This window comes from Paraburkholderia sp. Ac-20342, from assembly GCF_017104985.1.
Lineage (GTDB): Bacteria > Pseudomonadota > Gammaproteobacteria > Burkholderiales > Burkholderiaceae > Paraburkholderia.
Genome location: NZ_JAAGPQ010000032.1, coordinates 1 through 13043 on the forward strand (window position 1 = coordinate 1; position 13043 = coordinate 13043).

Annotated in this window: 18 protein-coding genes; 8 read left to right on the plus strand and 10 right to left on the minus strand. The window is 64.1% G+C overall.

Translation table 11 applies throughout. The features are described 5' to 3' along the window. Positions 1-218: 218 nt before the first annotated feature. Positions 219-410 carry a hypothetical protein gene (locus tag G3N58_RS14975; RefSeq protein ID WP_167285140.1) on the minus strand — a complete coding sequence of 64 codons (192 nt, stop codon included), beginning with the start codon at positions 408-410 and terminating at the stop codon, positions 219-221. Between the two features lie 282 nt (positions 411-692). Between G3N58_RS14975 and G3N58_RS14980 the strand changes: the two genes are divergently transcribed. After that, positions 693-977: a DUF1488 domain-containing protein gene (locus G3N58_RS14980; RefSeq protein WP_167038608.1), complete on the plus strand. Its 285-nt coding sequence runs from the start codon at positions 693-695 to the stop codon at positions 975-977. Between the two features lie 87 nt (positions 978-1064). After that, positions 1065-2201 carry an enoyl-CoA hydratase/isomerase family protein gene (locus G3N58_RS14985; RefSeq protein ID WP_205999494.1) on the plus strand — a complete coding sequence of 379 codons (1137 nt, stop codon included), beginning with the start codon at positions 1065-1067 and terminating at the stop codon, positions 2199-2201. A gap of 63 nt (positions 2202-2264) precedes the next feature. Here the strand turns inward: G3N58_RS14985 and G3N58_RS14990 are convergent, their stop codons facing one another. Next, positions 2265-2690 (minus strand): hypothetical protein, encoded by a 426-nt coding sequence (locus G3N58_RS14990; RefSeq protein WP_167038604.1) that lies wholly within the window; start codon positions 2688-2690, stop codon positions 2265-2267. Positions 2691-3267: 577 nt separating this feature from the next. Here G3N58_RS14990 and ssuD point away from each other — a divergent pair. From ssuD to G3N58_RS15010, 4 genes are all read left to right on the plus strand, one after another. After that, a complete protein-coding gene (ssuD, locus tag G3N58_RS14995) occupies positions 3268-4428 on the plus strand; it encodes an FMNH2-dependent alkanesulfonate monooxygenase (protein WP_205999495.1) in 1161 nt (386 codons plus the stop codon). A 98-nt stretch (positions 4429-4526) separates the two neighbouring features. Beyond that, entirely contained in the window at positions 4527-5378 is an 852-nt protein-coding gene (gene ssuC / locus G3N58_RS15000) for an aliphatic sulfonate ABC transporter permease SsuC (RefSeq protein ID WP_205999496.1), read from the plus strand. Further along, positions 5375-6442, plus strand: a complete 1068-nt coding sequence (locus tag G3N58_RS15005) for an ATP-binding cassette domain-containing protein (RefSeq protein ID WP_205999497.1) — start codon at positions 5375-5377, stop codon at positions 6440-6442. Before ssuC ends, G3N58_RS15005 begins: the two co-directional genes overlap by 4 nt. Before the next feature lie 59 nt (positions 6443-6501). Beyond that, the gene (locus G3N58_RS15010) at positions 6502-6717 is read left to right on the plus strand and encodes a molybdopterin-binding protein (protein WP_008922916.1); all 216 of its coding nucleotides are present in this window, start codon (positions 6502-6504) and stop codon (positions 6715-6717) included. Positions 6718-6770: 53 nt separating this feature from the next. Here the strand turns inward: G3N58_RS15010 and G3N58_RS15015 are convergent, their stop codons facing one another. Beyond that, positions 6771-7058 carry a hypothetical protein gene (locus G3N58_RS15015; protein ID WP_205999498.1) on the minus strand — a complete coding sequence of 96 codons (288 nt, stop codon included), beginning with the start codon at positions 7056-7058 and terminating at the stop codon, positions 6771-6773. 185 nt (positions 7059-7243) lie between these two features. On the opposite strand from G3N58_RS15015, the gene G3N58_RS15020 reads away from it, so the two are divergent. Beyond that, positions 7244-7441, plus strand: coding sequence for a hypothetical protein (locus tag G3N58_RS15020; RefSeq protein ID WP_167038594.1), 198 nt, complete (start codon positions 7244-7246; stop codon positions 7439-7441). Between the two features lie 131 nt (positions 7442-7572). Then, positions 7573-7815, plus strand: coding sequence for a DUF6566 family protein (locus tag G3N58_RS15025; RefSeq protein ID WP_167285156.1), 243 nt, complete (start codon positions 7573-7575; stop codon positions 7813-7815). A 244-nt stretch (positions 7816-8059) separates the two neighbouring features. On the opposite strand, the gene G3N58_RS15030 is transcribed toward G3N58_RS15025, so the two are convergent. The 7 genes from G3N58_RS15030 to G3N58_RS15060 form a co-directional block, all read right to left on the minus strand. Continuing rightward, on the minus strand, positions 8060-8326 hold the full coding sequence (locus G3N58_RS15030; protein WP_167038591.1) for a hypothetical protein: 267 nt from the start codon (positions 8324-8326) through the stop codon (positions 8060-8062). A gap of 562 nt (positions 8327-8888) precedes the next feature. After that, positions 8889-9449, minus strand: coding sequence for a lysis system i-spanin subunit Rz (locus G3N58_RS15035; RefSeq protein ID WP_205999499.1), 561 nt, complete (start codon positions 9447-9449; stop codon positions 8889-8891). Positions 9450-9451: 2 nt separating this feature from the next. After that, positions 9452-10012 (minus strand): hypothetical protein, encoded by a 561-nt coding sequence (locus G3N58_RS15040; protein ID WP_205999500.1) that lies wholly within the window; start codon positions 10010-10012, stop codon positions 9452-9454. Beyond that, a complete protein-coding gene (locus G3N58_RS15045) occupies positions 10005-10181 on the minus strand; it encodes a hypothetical protein (protein WP_205999501.1) in 177 nt (58 codons plus the stop codon). The genes G3N58_RS15040 and G3N58_RS15045 overlap by 8 nt, the downstream gene beginning before the upstream one ends. A gap of 41 nt (positions 10182-10222) precedes the next feature. Further along, a complete protein-coding gene (locus tag G3N58_RS15050; protein ID WP_205999502.1) occupies positions 10223-10576 on the minus strand; it encodes a hypothetical protein in 354 nt (117 codons plus the stop codon). A 41-nt stretch (positions 10577-10617) separates the two neighbouring features. After that, positions 10618-10881, minus strand: coding sequence for a hypothetical protein (locus G3N58_RS15055; RefSeq protein WP_205999503.1), 264 nt, complete (start codon positions 10879-10881; stop codon positions 10618-10620). Between the two features lie 10 nt (positions 10882-10891). Beyond that, positions 10892-12979, minus strand: coding sequence for a right-handed parallel beta-helix repeat-containing protein (locus tag G3N58_RS15060; protein ID WP_205999504.1), 2088 nt, complete (start codon positions 12977-12979; stop codon positions 10892-10894). Positions 12980-13043: the final 64 nt, after the last annotated feature.

Sequence of the window (13043 nt, forward strand, 5' to 3'; positions counted from 1 at the left end):
TGAGCAGCAGGGCGGCCGCCGGCGCGATCGCCCGCGACGCGCGGCGCACGAGGGCAAGCGCGGCACCTGGCCGGAGACGGTGGAGGCGGCCGGCGTGTCGCGGTTGCGTCGTGAAATGCATCGTGAAGTTTCCTTTCGTTCGGATAAAGAGAGGCGCTGCCGGGCCAGGGGTCTTGTGCCGGCCCGGCAGCGCGCGGCGCGCGTGGCGCCTGCGCCGGTTAGCGTATTTCGATCGTAATGCCCGCCGCGCTGACGAGCCGGCGGCTTTCCACGCCGGCCGCGGTGGCCGCGTCTTCCCAGATGCTGATGGCTCTCGGGATGTCGATGTCGTGACTTTCGGCGTAGGCAAACCATCGGTTCGCCGCATCCGGCTCGGGCAGTTCCTGATTCTGCAGAAAATATTTTCCCATATTGCGCTCGCTGATTTCGGAATCGTGCCGCCGAGGTCAAACCTGTCGACGGGATGGAGTGGGCCGATCGGACGGTTCGACCGGCGGGAGCCGCATAAGTGCGGCGGGCGGTGGCCGGTCGGCGCAGAATCCGGCGCTTCCGGTACTGCCTCGGGCGAGCCGCCGCCCGCTGGACCCCGGTCCGGCGGCACGAGTACCATAGCGTGACTCGCGGAGGCCGGCCGCGTCTGGCCGATTATCGCTGGCGCAGCCTTCCCGCCGGAACCTTTTGATGAGGCGATCATGGACATTCGCTTTCCCGCGGACGCGCCCGCTTATCGCGACTCGAATCTGACCGTCGTCTTTCCCGCGCTGGTGGACGGCGAACCGGTGCCGTGCGCGATCTCGGTCGAAGCGCTCGAGGACCATTTCGGCGCCTATAGCGAGGATCTCGAAGGCTGGCTGCGCGCATTCGACGCCGGCCGGCCGCGTATCGAAGCGGTGGCGCGCGAGCATCTGCAGATCAGCAACGGCACGCCGGTGTTGCTGAAGAGCGGGCATTTTCCGCCGGGGCAGGTGGCGGGCTAGCGCCGAATCTGCCCGTAAGGCGCAAAGCCGCGAGCCCGTGATAACGTTCAGTTCCCTCTCACCTCGCGCCGCCGCGCCCTGTTTCCCATGTCCATCTCCGTCTCGCCCGCCGCCAGCGACGAAATCGCGACTCACGTAGCCAACCGCATCGGCTTTATCGAACTGGAGCGGCCCAAGGCGCTCAACGCGCTGTCGACCGGCATGATCCGCGCGATGCACGCGGCGCTCGATCAATGGCGCGAAGACCCCGAGGTGCTCGCGGTCGTGGTGCGCAGCCAGCATGCGCGCGCGTTCTGCGCGGGCGGCGACATCCGCTTCATGTACGAGGCGGCGCAGCGTGGCGATCAGGCATCGCGAGATACATTTTTCACCGAGGAATATCGCCTCAATCACGCGATCTTCACGTATCCGAAGCCCTATGTCGCGCTGATGAACGGCATCGTGATGGGCGGCGGCATGGGTATTTCGCAGGGCGCGCATCGCACGGGCGGCCTGCGGGTCGTCACGCAATCGACGAAGATAGCGATGCCCGAAACGCGCATCGGCCTCTTTCCCGACGTCGGCGCGAGCTGGTTTCTCGCGCGCACGCCGGGGGCGATCGGCCGTTATCTGGCGGTGACCGGCGAGACGATCGGCGCGGCCGACGCGCTCTACGCGGGTCTCGCCGATACCTATATCGACGAGGAGGCGCTGCCCGCGCTGCTCGACACATTGCGCTGCGAACTGTTCGAGCGCGGCGCGGACGTGGTTGCCTGCATCGAGCGCGAGGCGCGCGCGTATCAGGTCGCGCCGCAGCCCGACGAGTCGCCGCTCGCGGGGGCGCGCGCATTGATCGACCGGCATTTCGCGCTGCCCGATGTCGCGCGGATTCTCGCCTCGCTCGACGAAGCGCGCGAGCGGGGTGGCGACGCGGCGGAGTGGGCCGAGCAGACGATCGCGGTGTTGCGCGAGCGCTCGCCGTTGTCGATGGCGGTATCGCTGGAAGTGGTCACGCGCGCCGAGGGTTCGATGGCGGATGCGCTGCGCGTCGATCTCGATCTGACGCGTTCGAGTTTTTTAATTGGCGACACGGTGGAAGGGATTCGCGCGCGCATCATCGACAAGGACAACGCGCCGACCTGGCGAGTCGCTCGCATCGAGGACGTGCGCGCGGCCGACGTCGAGAAGATGTTCGACAGTCCGTGGGCGGAGAGCGAGCATCCGCTGCGCGATCTGCGTGGCTGAAGCACGCTCGAACCGCTGAAGAAGCAAGCGGAGCGAGGCCGGCGCGAGCCGATTCGCCCGCGCTTACGCTTCCTCTTCGCTCGCCATGAACGCGCGCATGAACACGAGCGCGCCCCAGCCCCACATCGCGTTGGCCGCGAAACCGACCGCGAGCCGCGGCAGCATGTTGCCGCTCGGCCAGATGCCGCGCAGCGGATCGACGACGAACACGCTCGCTGCCGTCAGCACGATGCCGCCGAACACGAAGGCCGGCACCCACGGCGCGCGCCGCTGCGGCGCGACGCGCAGCAGCCACGCCATCAGCACGGCCCAGAATGCGCTCCAGATCGCGTTGGCGATGAATTCAGGCAGTCCGAGCGGCAGGAACGGCGCGGTCGAAAAGCCGCTCGGGTCGATGAGGCCGGCGGCGTGCAGCAGCGCCAGCGTTGCTTCGCGAAAGAACAGGGAGGCCAGAAAGCCGGCGACGAACGGCAGGATAAGTTTTTGCATGCATTGCACCGCGCAAGGTACAGGCGGCGCGAATCTGCAAAGCCTGTAGCGGATGATCGGAAAACGTGCGCCATTATATCGACAGGGTTGGCGCCGCCCGTCGCCGCGTGCATAAAGCGCAACACCTGTATGCGCGCGAACCCGTATGCTCGGGCGTCGGGCTAATCACGAAAGCGGAAAACCTAAGCTCAAAAAAATCGTTCAAAAGCCTCGGGCCGCTCCATAGACTGTTTCCTCATGCAGACGGCGCCGGTCGCCGTCATCCGTTGAATCGGGCGCGTTACGCGCACGTTGGTCGAGGAAAGCCGCCGCGATGTTCAGCCTGCCGCCGTCGAAGTATTTCCATTGCCGCGTCGGCATGCGCGCGCGGCCGTGCCACGGCTCGCGGGGCGGTTCGCTCCGTAGCTCGCGCTGTCCGCCTCGCCGCGAGTAAGCCGCCTCCGGCCTGAACCGGCCGGCCATTTTTCAATTTCCCCATGCGTTGCAGCGCGTGGCCGCCTGCCGGCTCGATGCGCGCGGCAGGCGCTCGCGCAGCGTTTTCCCATTACTTCGTTAGAACAGGCAGGAGCAACAACTCATGAATGTGTTCTGGTTCATTCCGACTCACGGCGACAGCCGGTATCTCGGTACGTCCCAAGGCGCGCGCGCAGCCGATTACGATTACTTCCGACAGATCGCCGTCGCCGCCGACACGCTCGGCTACGAAGGCGTGCTGCTGCCGACCGGGCGCTCGTGCGAGGATGCATGGGTGGTCGCCTCGAGCCTGATTCCCGCGACCCGGCGGCTCAAGTTTCTCGTGGCGATCCGCCCGGGGCTCTCGTCGCCGGGGCTGGCCGCGCGCATGGCGGCGACGTTCGACCGATTGTCGAACGGGCGGCTGCTGATCAACGTCGTGACCGGCGGCGACGCGGCTGAACTTGCGGGCGACGGCGTGTTCGTCGATCACGACACGCGCTACGAAATCACCGACGAATTCCTGCATATCTGGCGCAAGCTGCTGAGCGCCGCGCATACCAACGACGCGATCGATTTCGACGGCCAGCATCTGCAATCGAAGGGTGGCAAGGCGTTGTATCCGCCGGTGCAGAAGCCGCATCCGCCATTGTGGTTCGGCGGTTCGTCGGCGGCCGCGCACGACATCGCGGCCGAGCACATCGATACGTACCTGACCTGGGGCGAGCCGCCCGAAGCGGTGGCGAAGAAGATCGCCGACATTCGCGCACGCGCCGCGGCGCGCGGCCGGCAGATCCGCTTCGGCATCCGCCTGCACGTAATCGTGCGCGAGACCGAAGAGGAAGCGTGGGCCGCCGCCGACAAGCTGATCAGCAAGCTCGACGACGACACGATCGCGCGCGCCCAGGCCTCGTTCGCGAAGATGGACTCGGAAGGGCAACGCCGCATGGCCGCGCTGCACGGCGGCAAGCGCGGCGGGCGCGAGCAGCTCGAAATCTATCCGAATCTGTGGGCGGGCGTCGGCCTCGTGCGCGGCGGCGCGGGCACGGCGCTGGTCGGCAGTCCGGAGCAGGTGGCCGCGCGCATGAAGGAATACGCGGAACTCGGCATCGAAACGTTCATCCTGTCGGGCTATCCGCATCTGGAGGAATCCTATCGTTTCACCGAACTCGTGTTCCCGCTGCTGCCGAAGCGGCTCAACAAGGTCGCGAACGGACCGCTGTCGGGGCCGTTCGGCGAGATCGTCGGCAACCACCATCTGCCGAAGGCGGCGAGCGCGAGCTGAATGGCGCCGTGAGGCGCGCGGGTGTCGCGGCGCCCGGTCGCCAGCGCCACGACGACTTTCGACAGGCCGACTTTCGACAGACAACAAGGACAGCCATCATGACCCCAACCACTTTGAGCGCGGGGCAGCGCGCCGGCGCTGCGGCGCCGGCGGCCGGTACGCGCGCGAATCCGTTGCGCCGCTTCGGCGCGCATCTGCTGCCATGGCTCGCGCCGCTCGCGATTCTGCTCGCATGGGAAATCGCGGCGCGCAGCGGCGTGTTGTCGACGCGCGTGCTGCCCGAACCGCTCGCGGTCGTGAAGGCCGCCTGGTCGCTGATCCAGTCCGGCGAAATGTGGGCCGACGTGCGGGTCAGCACGTGGCGCGCGGTGTCGGGCTTTGCGATCGGCGGGGGCATCGGGCTCGTGCTCGGACTCGCGACCGGGCTGTTCAGGCCCGCCGAAGTCGCGCTCGACTCGACCGTGCAGATGATCCGCAACATCCCCGCGCTCGCGATGATTCCGCTCGTGATCCTGTGGTTCGGCATCGAGGAGGAAGCGAAGGTGTTTCTCGTCGCGCTCGGCGTGTTTTTCCCGGTCTACGTGAACACGTTCCACGGTATCCGCTCGGTCGACGCGAATCTGGTCGAGATGGCGCGCAGCTATGGCGTCAATGGTTTCGCGCTGTACCGGCACGTGATCCTGCCGGGCGCGTTGCCGTCGATTCTGGTCGGCGTGCGTTTCGCGCTTGGGCTCATGTGGGTCACGCTGATCGTCGCCGAAACTATTTCCGCGCAATCGGGCATCGGCTACATGACGATGAACGCGCGCGAATTCCTGCAAACCGATGTGGTAGTGGTCGGCATTCTGCTGTACGCGGCGCTCGGCAAGCTCGCCGACGTGCTCGCGAAAAGCCTCGAACGCGTGTCGCTGCGCTGGCATCCGGCTTATCAGCGAGGAGTAAAAGCATGAGTGCAACGATATTGTCGACGAGCTTCGGCGCAGTCGCGGGACGCGATCTCGAAGCCGAGCTCGCGCAGACGCGGGTCGCGGACCGCGATGCAAATGAAGCGCTCGATGCGGGGCGCGGCGGCGCGGTACAGCATGCGCTGGAGCGGGCGCAGTTGCAGACGAAAACGCAGACGCAGACGCAGTCGCGCGAAAAAGCACGACACGGCGCGGGCGATAAAACGCTGGCGGCGGACGGCGCGCTTTCCCGCCACGACGCGCGTTACGACAGCGATTACGCCGTGCAATTGCGCGGTGTCGGCAAGCGGTATGGCGAGCGCCAGGTGCTGTCGGATTTCGATCTGTCGATCGAGCGCGGCAGTTTCGTTGCGATCGTCGGCCGCAGCGGTTGCGGGAAATCGACACTACTGCGGCTCGTCGCCGGTCTCGAAGAGACCAGTTCGGGCGTACTCGAAAAGCGTGCGGCAGACGAGGGGGCGCTCGACACCCGCATCATGTTTCAGGACGCGCGCCTGCTGCCGTGGAAGAACGTGCTGCAGAACGTGATGCTCGGTCTCGGCCGTGGGGCGCGCGACGACGCGCGCGCCGTGCTCGCCGAAGTCGGTCTGCTCGAACGCGCGAACGACTGGCCCGCGCAACTGTCGGGCGGCCAGCGTCAGCGCGTCGCGCTTGCGCGGGCGCTCGTGCATCGTCCGCAATTGCTGCTGCTCGACGAACCGCTGGGCGCGCTCGATGCATTGACGCGCATCGAAATGCACGCGTTGATCGAGCGGCTGTGGCGCGAACATCGCTTCACCGCGTTGCTCGTCACGCACGACGTGCACGAAGCGGTCGCGCTCGGCGACCGGATTCTGCTGATCGAAGAGGGGCGCATCGCACTCGATCAGCCGGTGGCGCTCGAGCGTCCGCGTGCGCGCGCGTCGGCGGGTTTCGCCGCGCTCGAAGAACACGTGCTGCAACGCGTGCTGAAAACCGGCCCCAACGACGACACGCTTCTGCATCGCGCCTATGGCGAACCGGCGCCGGAGCGGTTCGCGCGTCCGACCGACGTGCGCTGGGCGATCTGACATCCCAATCCGCGGTTCTTACCGATTCGTTTCCAACCGTTTTTCTGGAGTCACTTTAAATGAGCATTTCCGCAATCAACGTGCGCAATCAGTTCAAAGGCAAGGTCAAGGAAATCATTCGCGGCTCGGTGGTGTCCGAAGTCGACGTGGAGACGCCGTTCGGCATCGTCACCTCGGTGATTACGACGCGCTCGGTCGACGAACTCGAACTGAAAGTCGGCTCGGAAGTAGTCGCGCTCGTGAAGTCGACGGAAGTGTCGATCGCGCGGCTGTGATCGCTGCGAGTATCGGGCGCTGACCGAGTTATAGCGCCGGTGCTCGCACGCGCCTATTTCGCGTTCGCGCCGCTTGCGGGCGGCTCGTGTGTCATGCGATCGTTGGCCGGCGTCCGCGGACGCCAGATCGGCATGTTGTCCGGATTGTCCGAACCGCCCGGGCGCGATGTCGTTGCGGGCGGCGTGACCATCGGCGAGTGACGGTCGCGGTTGCTGTCGCCGTCGCGCGATGCCGTGGTTTGCGCGATTGCCGCCGTGCCGCTGCTCGTAAGTGCTGTCGCGAGCGTCGTCGCAAGCGCGATGCTTGTGGCCGCCAGCGTTGTCGATCTGCCTTGCTTCATGTGGTTCTCCTTCGCGGTGCCGCCGACAGGTCCCGGTGCGCTCGCACTGCATGCGCGGCCCATGCCCGCCCCAGCCGCCAATCGTCAGCGTTTGCAGCGCACACCGCGTTCCTGCGCGGCATAGTGAACCTGCATCCGCCGATGAAACTTGCTACGATGAATCAAGCGTTCCGACGGAGACGGCCATGTCGAAGTCCTTGAGTCCCGAAGCGGTTGAAGCGTTGCGGCGTCTGAACGACGTCGGCGTTGGACAGACGGCGCCCGAACTCGCGCAGTCCGTCGTCGCTGAGTTATTGGCGAGCGATCTCGTCGCCGAGTCGGGGAGCGGCGAGGTCGAGATCAACTGCAATGGCCGGCAATATCTTTCCGGCGATTGCGACTGATCCTCAAGCAGGGCATCGAGCCAGGGTGGCCTGATGACGAAGCAGAGTCTCGCGGGTGTCGGCGACGCTCGCGGGATGAGTGCGTCCGCTTTCTTTCATGCATGCGATCAGGCGATACCACGGAGGCGAGCATGGAGCCAAAGGGCCTCGATATGGGGGACTACCAGGAGCGCTACGGAGACTACGACATCGAGGTCGCGGTCGAGCAGGTGCTGACCGGCGTCAAGGCGCATTTTCGGGTGCTGCGCAACGATGCGGTGGTCGTCGACTGGCAACTCGTGCATATCGACAGCTTGTGGTCCACCGAGCATGCGGCGGCCGAGGCGGGCTTTCGCGCGGCACGCGAATTGATTGACGCGGGGCTCCCGCGTTAGCGGCGGATAACCGCAGATAAAGGACGTCGTGCGGATTGGCACATGCATTGGCTGTGGCGCGCTGCGGCACCTGTTTTGCGAACGCCTGCCTTAAGGTGATGGGCTGGCGCGTGGATCCTGCCCATACGTGAGACGACCACGCGGTAAACGCAACTGGGCGCCGGCATCGATACCCGATGCGCGGCGCCCAGATCGATCGCGGTCCGCCCGAGCGGGCCGCGAATCGACGTGACTGCTGATTGGCTTAGTGGCCGAAGAACACCGATTGCGGGCCCGAAGCCGGCTCGCGCGTGCCCGATTGCGACGACACGTTCTTCACGCCGCCGTAGGCATTCGTCGTGGCTTCGTTGCGTTCAGCGGCAACGGTCTGCGCGTTCTGGCCTTGTTGCGAGGCCGGAGCGCCAACCGCCGGACGATAGAACGGTGCCGGACCATAACCGCTTGCAAAAGCGGGAGCGGCGATCGAGGCAGAAGCGGCAACCAGCAGGGCGGCGATGAACTTGGTCTTCATGGTAGGACTCCGATAACGTTCGACTGCATTTCAGGGAGGCGTCGCAGGGAGCTACTGAGGTGTGTCTGCAACGTCGATGGAATGCAGTGTATACCCCTACTATTGAAAATTTGTGCCGATAAACTGAAATTACTATTCCTCGCTGCGAAACAATCTCTCAGACGTAAGCGCGGCAAGGCTCGACGATGATCGGTCCCCATTGACCAAGTTTTTTGAAGCCGAGACCATAGAGCGGGGAGGGTTTAGAAAAGGGCGATAGCCCTTGGAGCCGGAAAAGCGGAGAACAGTGGAAAATCCCAACCCAAAACAAAAACGGCATTGTGATTTCTCACAACGCCGTTTGCAAACTTTACCGCTGAATTCTCTGGGGTGGCTGATGGGACTCGAACCCACGACGACAGGAATCACAATCCAGCCGTCAAAGTGTCCAAAAGCCTTTACCAGTATAGCTTTTAAGATCAGGTTTTGGAACGGATAGGCACTTTTGCCCCACGGTTTTACGCGGTTCTCAGGGCATCCGTTCCGAAATTCCAGACCTTTTAGGCGCACCCTCCATTGTCATTTACCTTACGGAATTGCCGGTCGCACAGCCGTCCGTTTCGGGGCGGATGGCGCACACGTACCCCTGCAGGTAAATCACTTTTTGCCGCTCGGCGTCGGCGTCGTCGGCGATACTGAAAAGAGCGAGTCCAAACGCTGGTGAGAGGTCTGCCGTTCCACTGGCACCATCGCCCATGCCGCCGGGGGCGGTGGAGGCAACGGCTGAACCGCCACCGGTTGCGCGGAAGTTGGACACTGCGATGCGCAGCCGGCGAGTGCCATCAGCAATGAGAGTGCGATTGCGAGCGTTGTCAGCTTCATGGGCTTCTTTCTCCTTCGTCAGTTGATCGTCGATGGTGGCGATCCTGCCTTCCGCCACGGTGTGATCGCGCTCGGCGCGCTGCTCGGCGTCGAGCGCCGTTTTCGAAATAGCGTTGAGTTCGTTCGCATGCCGCTGGTTATCGTTGGCATGCGCAGCCTGCTCAGCCAGTAATGCGCGGCTCTCCCACACGTACGTGCCGCCGGCGCCCAACGCGATCCCCAATACGCCCGCCGCAATGCCGGTAATCCAGTACTTGTTCATCGTCACTCCCCAAGGCAGGCAGCGCGCTCGGCGCGCCGCCGGTTGTAGATCCCGTAGCAACCGTTCGAACGAATCGAGCAGTCGTACCATTTGCCGGCGCGCTTCACGCGAGCCCATGCCATGTACACCTCGCACGCGGCAGGGAAATCGCCAGCGATATAGGCCGCCCGCACGCTTGGCCCGGCCTTCGTGTCGCTCGAACGCCAAGCCCCGACGCCGCGGTTGTAGGCATAGTCGATCGCCGCGACCTTCTGGCCCGGCGTGAGCTGGTCAAATCCGGGCGTAGAGGCACGCACAGCCTCTGCGTAGCCCGCGAGGCTATCGCTGAGCATCTGCTGACATTCGGGCAGCGTGTAGCGGCGCATAGGCACGTTCGTTTCGCCAAAGCACACGGTCTGCACGTGCGCGCCGACCGTGTCATTGAACGGCGCGAGGCCGCCACGCGCGACGCACGCGCGATCGCACTCATTGCCGCCGGTGAAACTGATTACTGCGGCGGCGGCCGCAGCGCCGATGACGGCCGCGAGAGTCCGCTTGCGCGGTGGCTGGCGGACGTCACTCATCGCGCACGCTCCGTTGGCTGGTGTAGGCGCCGAGCAGCCCGAGACCGGAAATCGCCGCGCTGACCGCAAACACGAGCCAGATCGGCAATCGATCGATGATCGAACCAGGCATCGCCGACCATATGCCAGCGGCGAACGGGAGCACCGTGCCAACGATCAGCGCGCGCACGCTGTGGCGCTTGTGGGCCGTCCGCCAGTAAGAGACTGGCTTCATTGCTTACCCACCTGTGATTTGACGAAGAAAAACAGCGCCGTGCCTAGCAGACCGATCGCAGCCAAAATGCCGCGCTCGATTAACTTGTTGCGCATGTCGATCCAGAATTCTTTGCGCGCCTTACTCTCCGCGATCAACGTCTCGTGATAAGCACGATGGCCGAGCGGGTCGTCGTCCGGAAAGCCTGCCTTCAATTCCTTCATGTCTGCCCGAATTTCGGCCAGCACGTCTGTGTTTTCGCCATGCCGCTGCACGATATCGGCCCGCAAGCCGTTGATCGCAGTCACGACGGCATCGTCGCGCCCCCGGTCGGCGCGAGCCTCGAAATCCTCCACGACTGGTTCACCCATCAGCGCCATCCCCGTTTGACGTCTTGCGTTTGATCTTCGGCTTACGCCGTTTGCCCTTGCTCGAGCACGTCGACCGCACCGGCGAATTCCGGCTGCGCTTTCAGGTAGTCGTACGCCTGTTGCAAGATTGGCTCGGTGAGGTTCGGCGTGAAGTTGTATTCGCGCGTGTCGTAGGCGTCCTGCTCGCGCGTCACGTGCAGACTGACGAAGACGCCGACAGACTTTTTCCCGCTCACATACATGACCCGGATATAGGCGTCAGCGATCGGAATGCCGCGGAAGCTGAGCGTTTTTTGAAGTGCCATGTGCTTCTCCCTATGAGGGGTTGTAGGTGTTGCCGGTCACCAGATCGACGTAAATGTTCCCGGTGCTCCATGTGAGCAACGTGCCGTGTGCGCCGATATCCGTCGCGAAGTACTGATATCCGCGCACACCGTTGCCGAGTGCGGTCAGATCGGGCCGGTTCGCGAGCAGCCCCTGATGACGCAGGGCGACGGGGAGCCAGCCGACATTACCCGTACCGCTCTGCTTCGAGAAAAGCGCGATGCCGGGCGTGGTCGACGTGTCGAGCCGCTGTGCGATCGAGCCCGGCACGGCCGTGATGCTCCCCTCCGGGTTCTGTGCGATGGGGAGAATGTCGACGGCGAGCTGCCGCCCGTCGACGCTGTTTCGCATGATTCCGGAGTGCTTGACCTGATTGCGGTTCGATGTCTGCACGACCCACGGCGCGATGAGGTTGCCCGTTGTCGAATTGCTGTCGATCGTGTTATCCCAGCCGTCGAGATTGGTCGGGAATTCCTCTTCGAAGGTCCACGACACGCCGCCGTCGCTGACGGTGCCCGCTGTGTGAGTCGGCGGGGTCGCCCCGGTCACGCCGCCTGCAGCCGTCGAGTACACGCGGTTCACGTTCGTGACGAAGGTGCCAGCGCCAACGTTGGTGGCCGCCTGCCATTTCACATTGCTACTGTCGCCCGGCGTGCTGATGTTCGACGCGACCCACGTCCAGAGAATCGTGCCGTCGCTCACGGTGCCGGCGGTGTGTGTCGGCGGTACGCCGCCAGCGTTTCCGAAAGTCGTGGTGTGATAGATATTCAGGCCGTTGAAACAGAACGCGGTACCGGCGTTGACCACCATGCCGGCGGTCCACTGGATATGCGAGTTGGTCGTGACCTTCACGCCATAGAGCTGCGTCTTTTTCGCCTGGTCGTCGTCGCAGATGTTGCCCTGGACGACGTTCTTACGCGCGAGGCCGCCGAACGCGGGGGTCATCGTGATACCGGCGTATGGCAGTTGCGCCGCAGTCAGGTTCGCTTGCCCGTTGTTCTTGCACGTGTTGCCCTTGACCGTATTGCGCTCGCCATAGATGCCGATGCCATGGTTTGCATTGAGCATGCACACATTGCCGATGACAGTATTGCGATAGCCCGTCACCGAAATGCCGTTGTCGAGCGTTCCCTGTGCATGGTTGCCGATGACGCGATTGCCCCAGCTGTCGTATGTGATCCCGATCAGCTCGGCCGCATTGCCAGATTCGGTCGTGTTGCCGATAAGCTCGTTGCGATTCGCGCCGTTCGAAACCCAAAAGCAGAAGCTCCCGTTCGATTGCCCGTCATTGCCCATGACCTTATTGCGGAAGGCGCCCGTGCCGGTGAGCGCGATGCCGGTAAGGCCGCAGTCGTGAAATTCGTTGCGCACGAAGTGGTTTCGATCGCTGTCGCAATAAATCCCGTGCTGAGTGGTGGCCGTAACCACGCAACGCTCCACGTGATGCTTGTTCTTGCCGTTGGTGTTGAGCGCGTACGTGCCGCCGGTGAACGTGATATTGCGCAGCGATACCCGGTTGCCGCCCATCATCAGGGCGCCAGCCCCGGTAATCGTAATGGTCGTCTGCCCGAACACGCCGCGCACGTCTGCCCCCCCGGGAATCACGGTTCCCGCCGGGACGTTGAAGTTTCGGCCCGGCAAGCGCACATAGCGACCCTGCGCGACCGACAGATTGCACGCCTCAAGAAAGGTGGCGTAGTCGTCCAGGTCGATCACCTCGCGTAGCTTGTCCTGAACTGTGCGCCCGACCGCGCCGTCGCCGTCCTGCTCGAAGCCCACGACCGCTGAGCCGCCTGTGCTGCTCAGCTGCCCCGCGATTTCGCTGACGAGCCCATCCCACACGAGCGCGCCAAAGCGATCGAAGACCACCTGCCGATACGTTCCAGATCCCCAAATCGTCGCTTGGCCCCGGCCGTCCAGCTTCACCGGATTGGTATTCTGGATTGTCTGCGCCTGGTCCTGCCATGTGTCGAGCTTGTTTTCCGTGCCCGGCGCGTAAAAATAGACTGATCCCCCTACAAGCGGGCGTCCGTTGATATCGACGAATTGCTGTCGGCCATTAGGAAGTAGCGAACCCATGGTCTAGAATCCTTACGTCAAATGAGCGGAGAACCGCATGAATGATTTTTGGCTGGGTGTCATC

Excerpts from the sequence above, each read along its gene's own strand:
- G3N58_RS14975 (WP_167285140.1), bottom strand. The coding sequence starts at position 410 with ATGGGAAAATATTTTCTGCAGAATCAGGAACTGCCCGAGCCGGATGCG.
- G3N58_RS14980 (WP_167038608.1), top strand. The coding sequence starts at position 693 with ATGGACATTCGCTTTCCCGCGGACGCGCCCGCTTATCGCGACTCGAAT.
- G3N58_RS14985 (WP_205999494.1), top strand. The coding sequence starts at position 1,065 with ATGTCCATCTCCGTCTCGCCCGCCGCCAGCGACGAAATCGCGACTCAC.
- G3N58_RS14990 (WP_167038604.1), bottom strand. The coding sequence starts at position 2,690 with ATGCAAAAACTTATCCTGCCGTTCGTCGCCGGCTTTCTGGCCTCCCTG.
- ssuD (WP_205999495.1), top strand. The coding sequence starts at position 3,268 with ATGAATGTGTTCTGGTTCATTCCGACTCACGGCGACAGCCGGTATCTC.
- ssuC (WP_205999496.1), top strand. The coding sequence starts at position 4,527 with ATGACCCCAACCACTTTGAGCGCGGGGCAGCGCGCCGGCGCTGCGGCG.
- G3N58_RS15005 (WP_205999497.1), top strand. The coding sequence starts at position 5,375 with ATGAGTGCAACGATATTGTCGACGAGCTTCGGCGCAGTCGCGGGACGC.
- G3N58_RS15010 (WP_008922916.1), top strand. The coding sequence starts at position 6,502 with ATGAGCATTTCCGCAATCAACGTGCGCAATCAGTTCAAAGGCAAGGTC.
- G3N58_RS15015 (WP_205999498.1), bottom strand. The coding sequence starts at position 7,058 with ATGAAGCAAGGCAGATCGACAACGCTGGCGGCCACAAGCATCGCGCTT.
- G3N58_RS15020 (WP_167038594.1), top strand. The coding sequence starts at position 7,244 with ATGTCGAAGTCCTTGAGTCCCGAAGCGGTTGAAGCGTTGCGGCGTCTG.
- G3N58_RS15025 (WP_167285156.1), top strand. The coding sequence starts at position 7,573 with ATGGAGCCAAAGGGCCTCGATATGGGGGACTACCAGGAGCGCTACGGA.
- G3N58_RS15030 (WP_167038591.1), bottom strand. The coding sequence starts at position 8,326 with ATGAAGACCAAGTTCATCGCCGCCCTGCTGGTTGCCGCTTCTGCCTCG.
- G3N58_RS15035 (WP_205999499.1), bottom strand. The coding sequence starts at position 9,449 with ATGAACAAGTACTGGATTACCGGCATTGCGGCGGGCGTATTGGGGATC.
- G3N58_RS15040 (WP_205999500.1), bottom strand. The coding sequence starts at position 10,012 with ATGAGTGACGTCCGCCAGCCACCGCGCAAGCGGACTCTCGCGGCCGTC.
- G3N58_RS15050 (WP_205999502.1), bottom strand. The coding sequence starts at position 10,576 with ATGGGTGAACCAGTCGTGGAGGATTTCGAGGCTCGCGCCGACCGGGGG.
- G3N58_RS15055 (WP_205999503.1), bottom strand. The coding sequence starts at position 10,881 with ATGGCACTTCAAAAAACGCTCAGCTTCCGCGGCATTCCGATCGCTGAC.
- G3N58_RS15060 (WP_205999504.1), bottom strand. The coding sequence starts at position 12,979 with ATGGGTTCGCTACTTCCTAATGGCCGACAGCAATTCGTCGATATCAAC.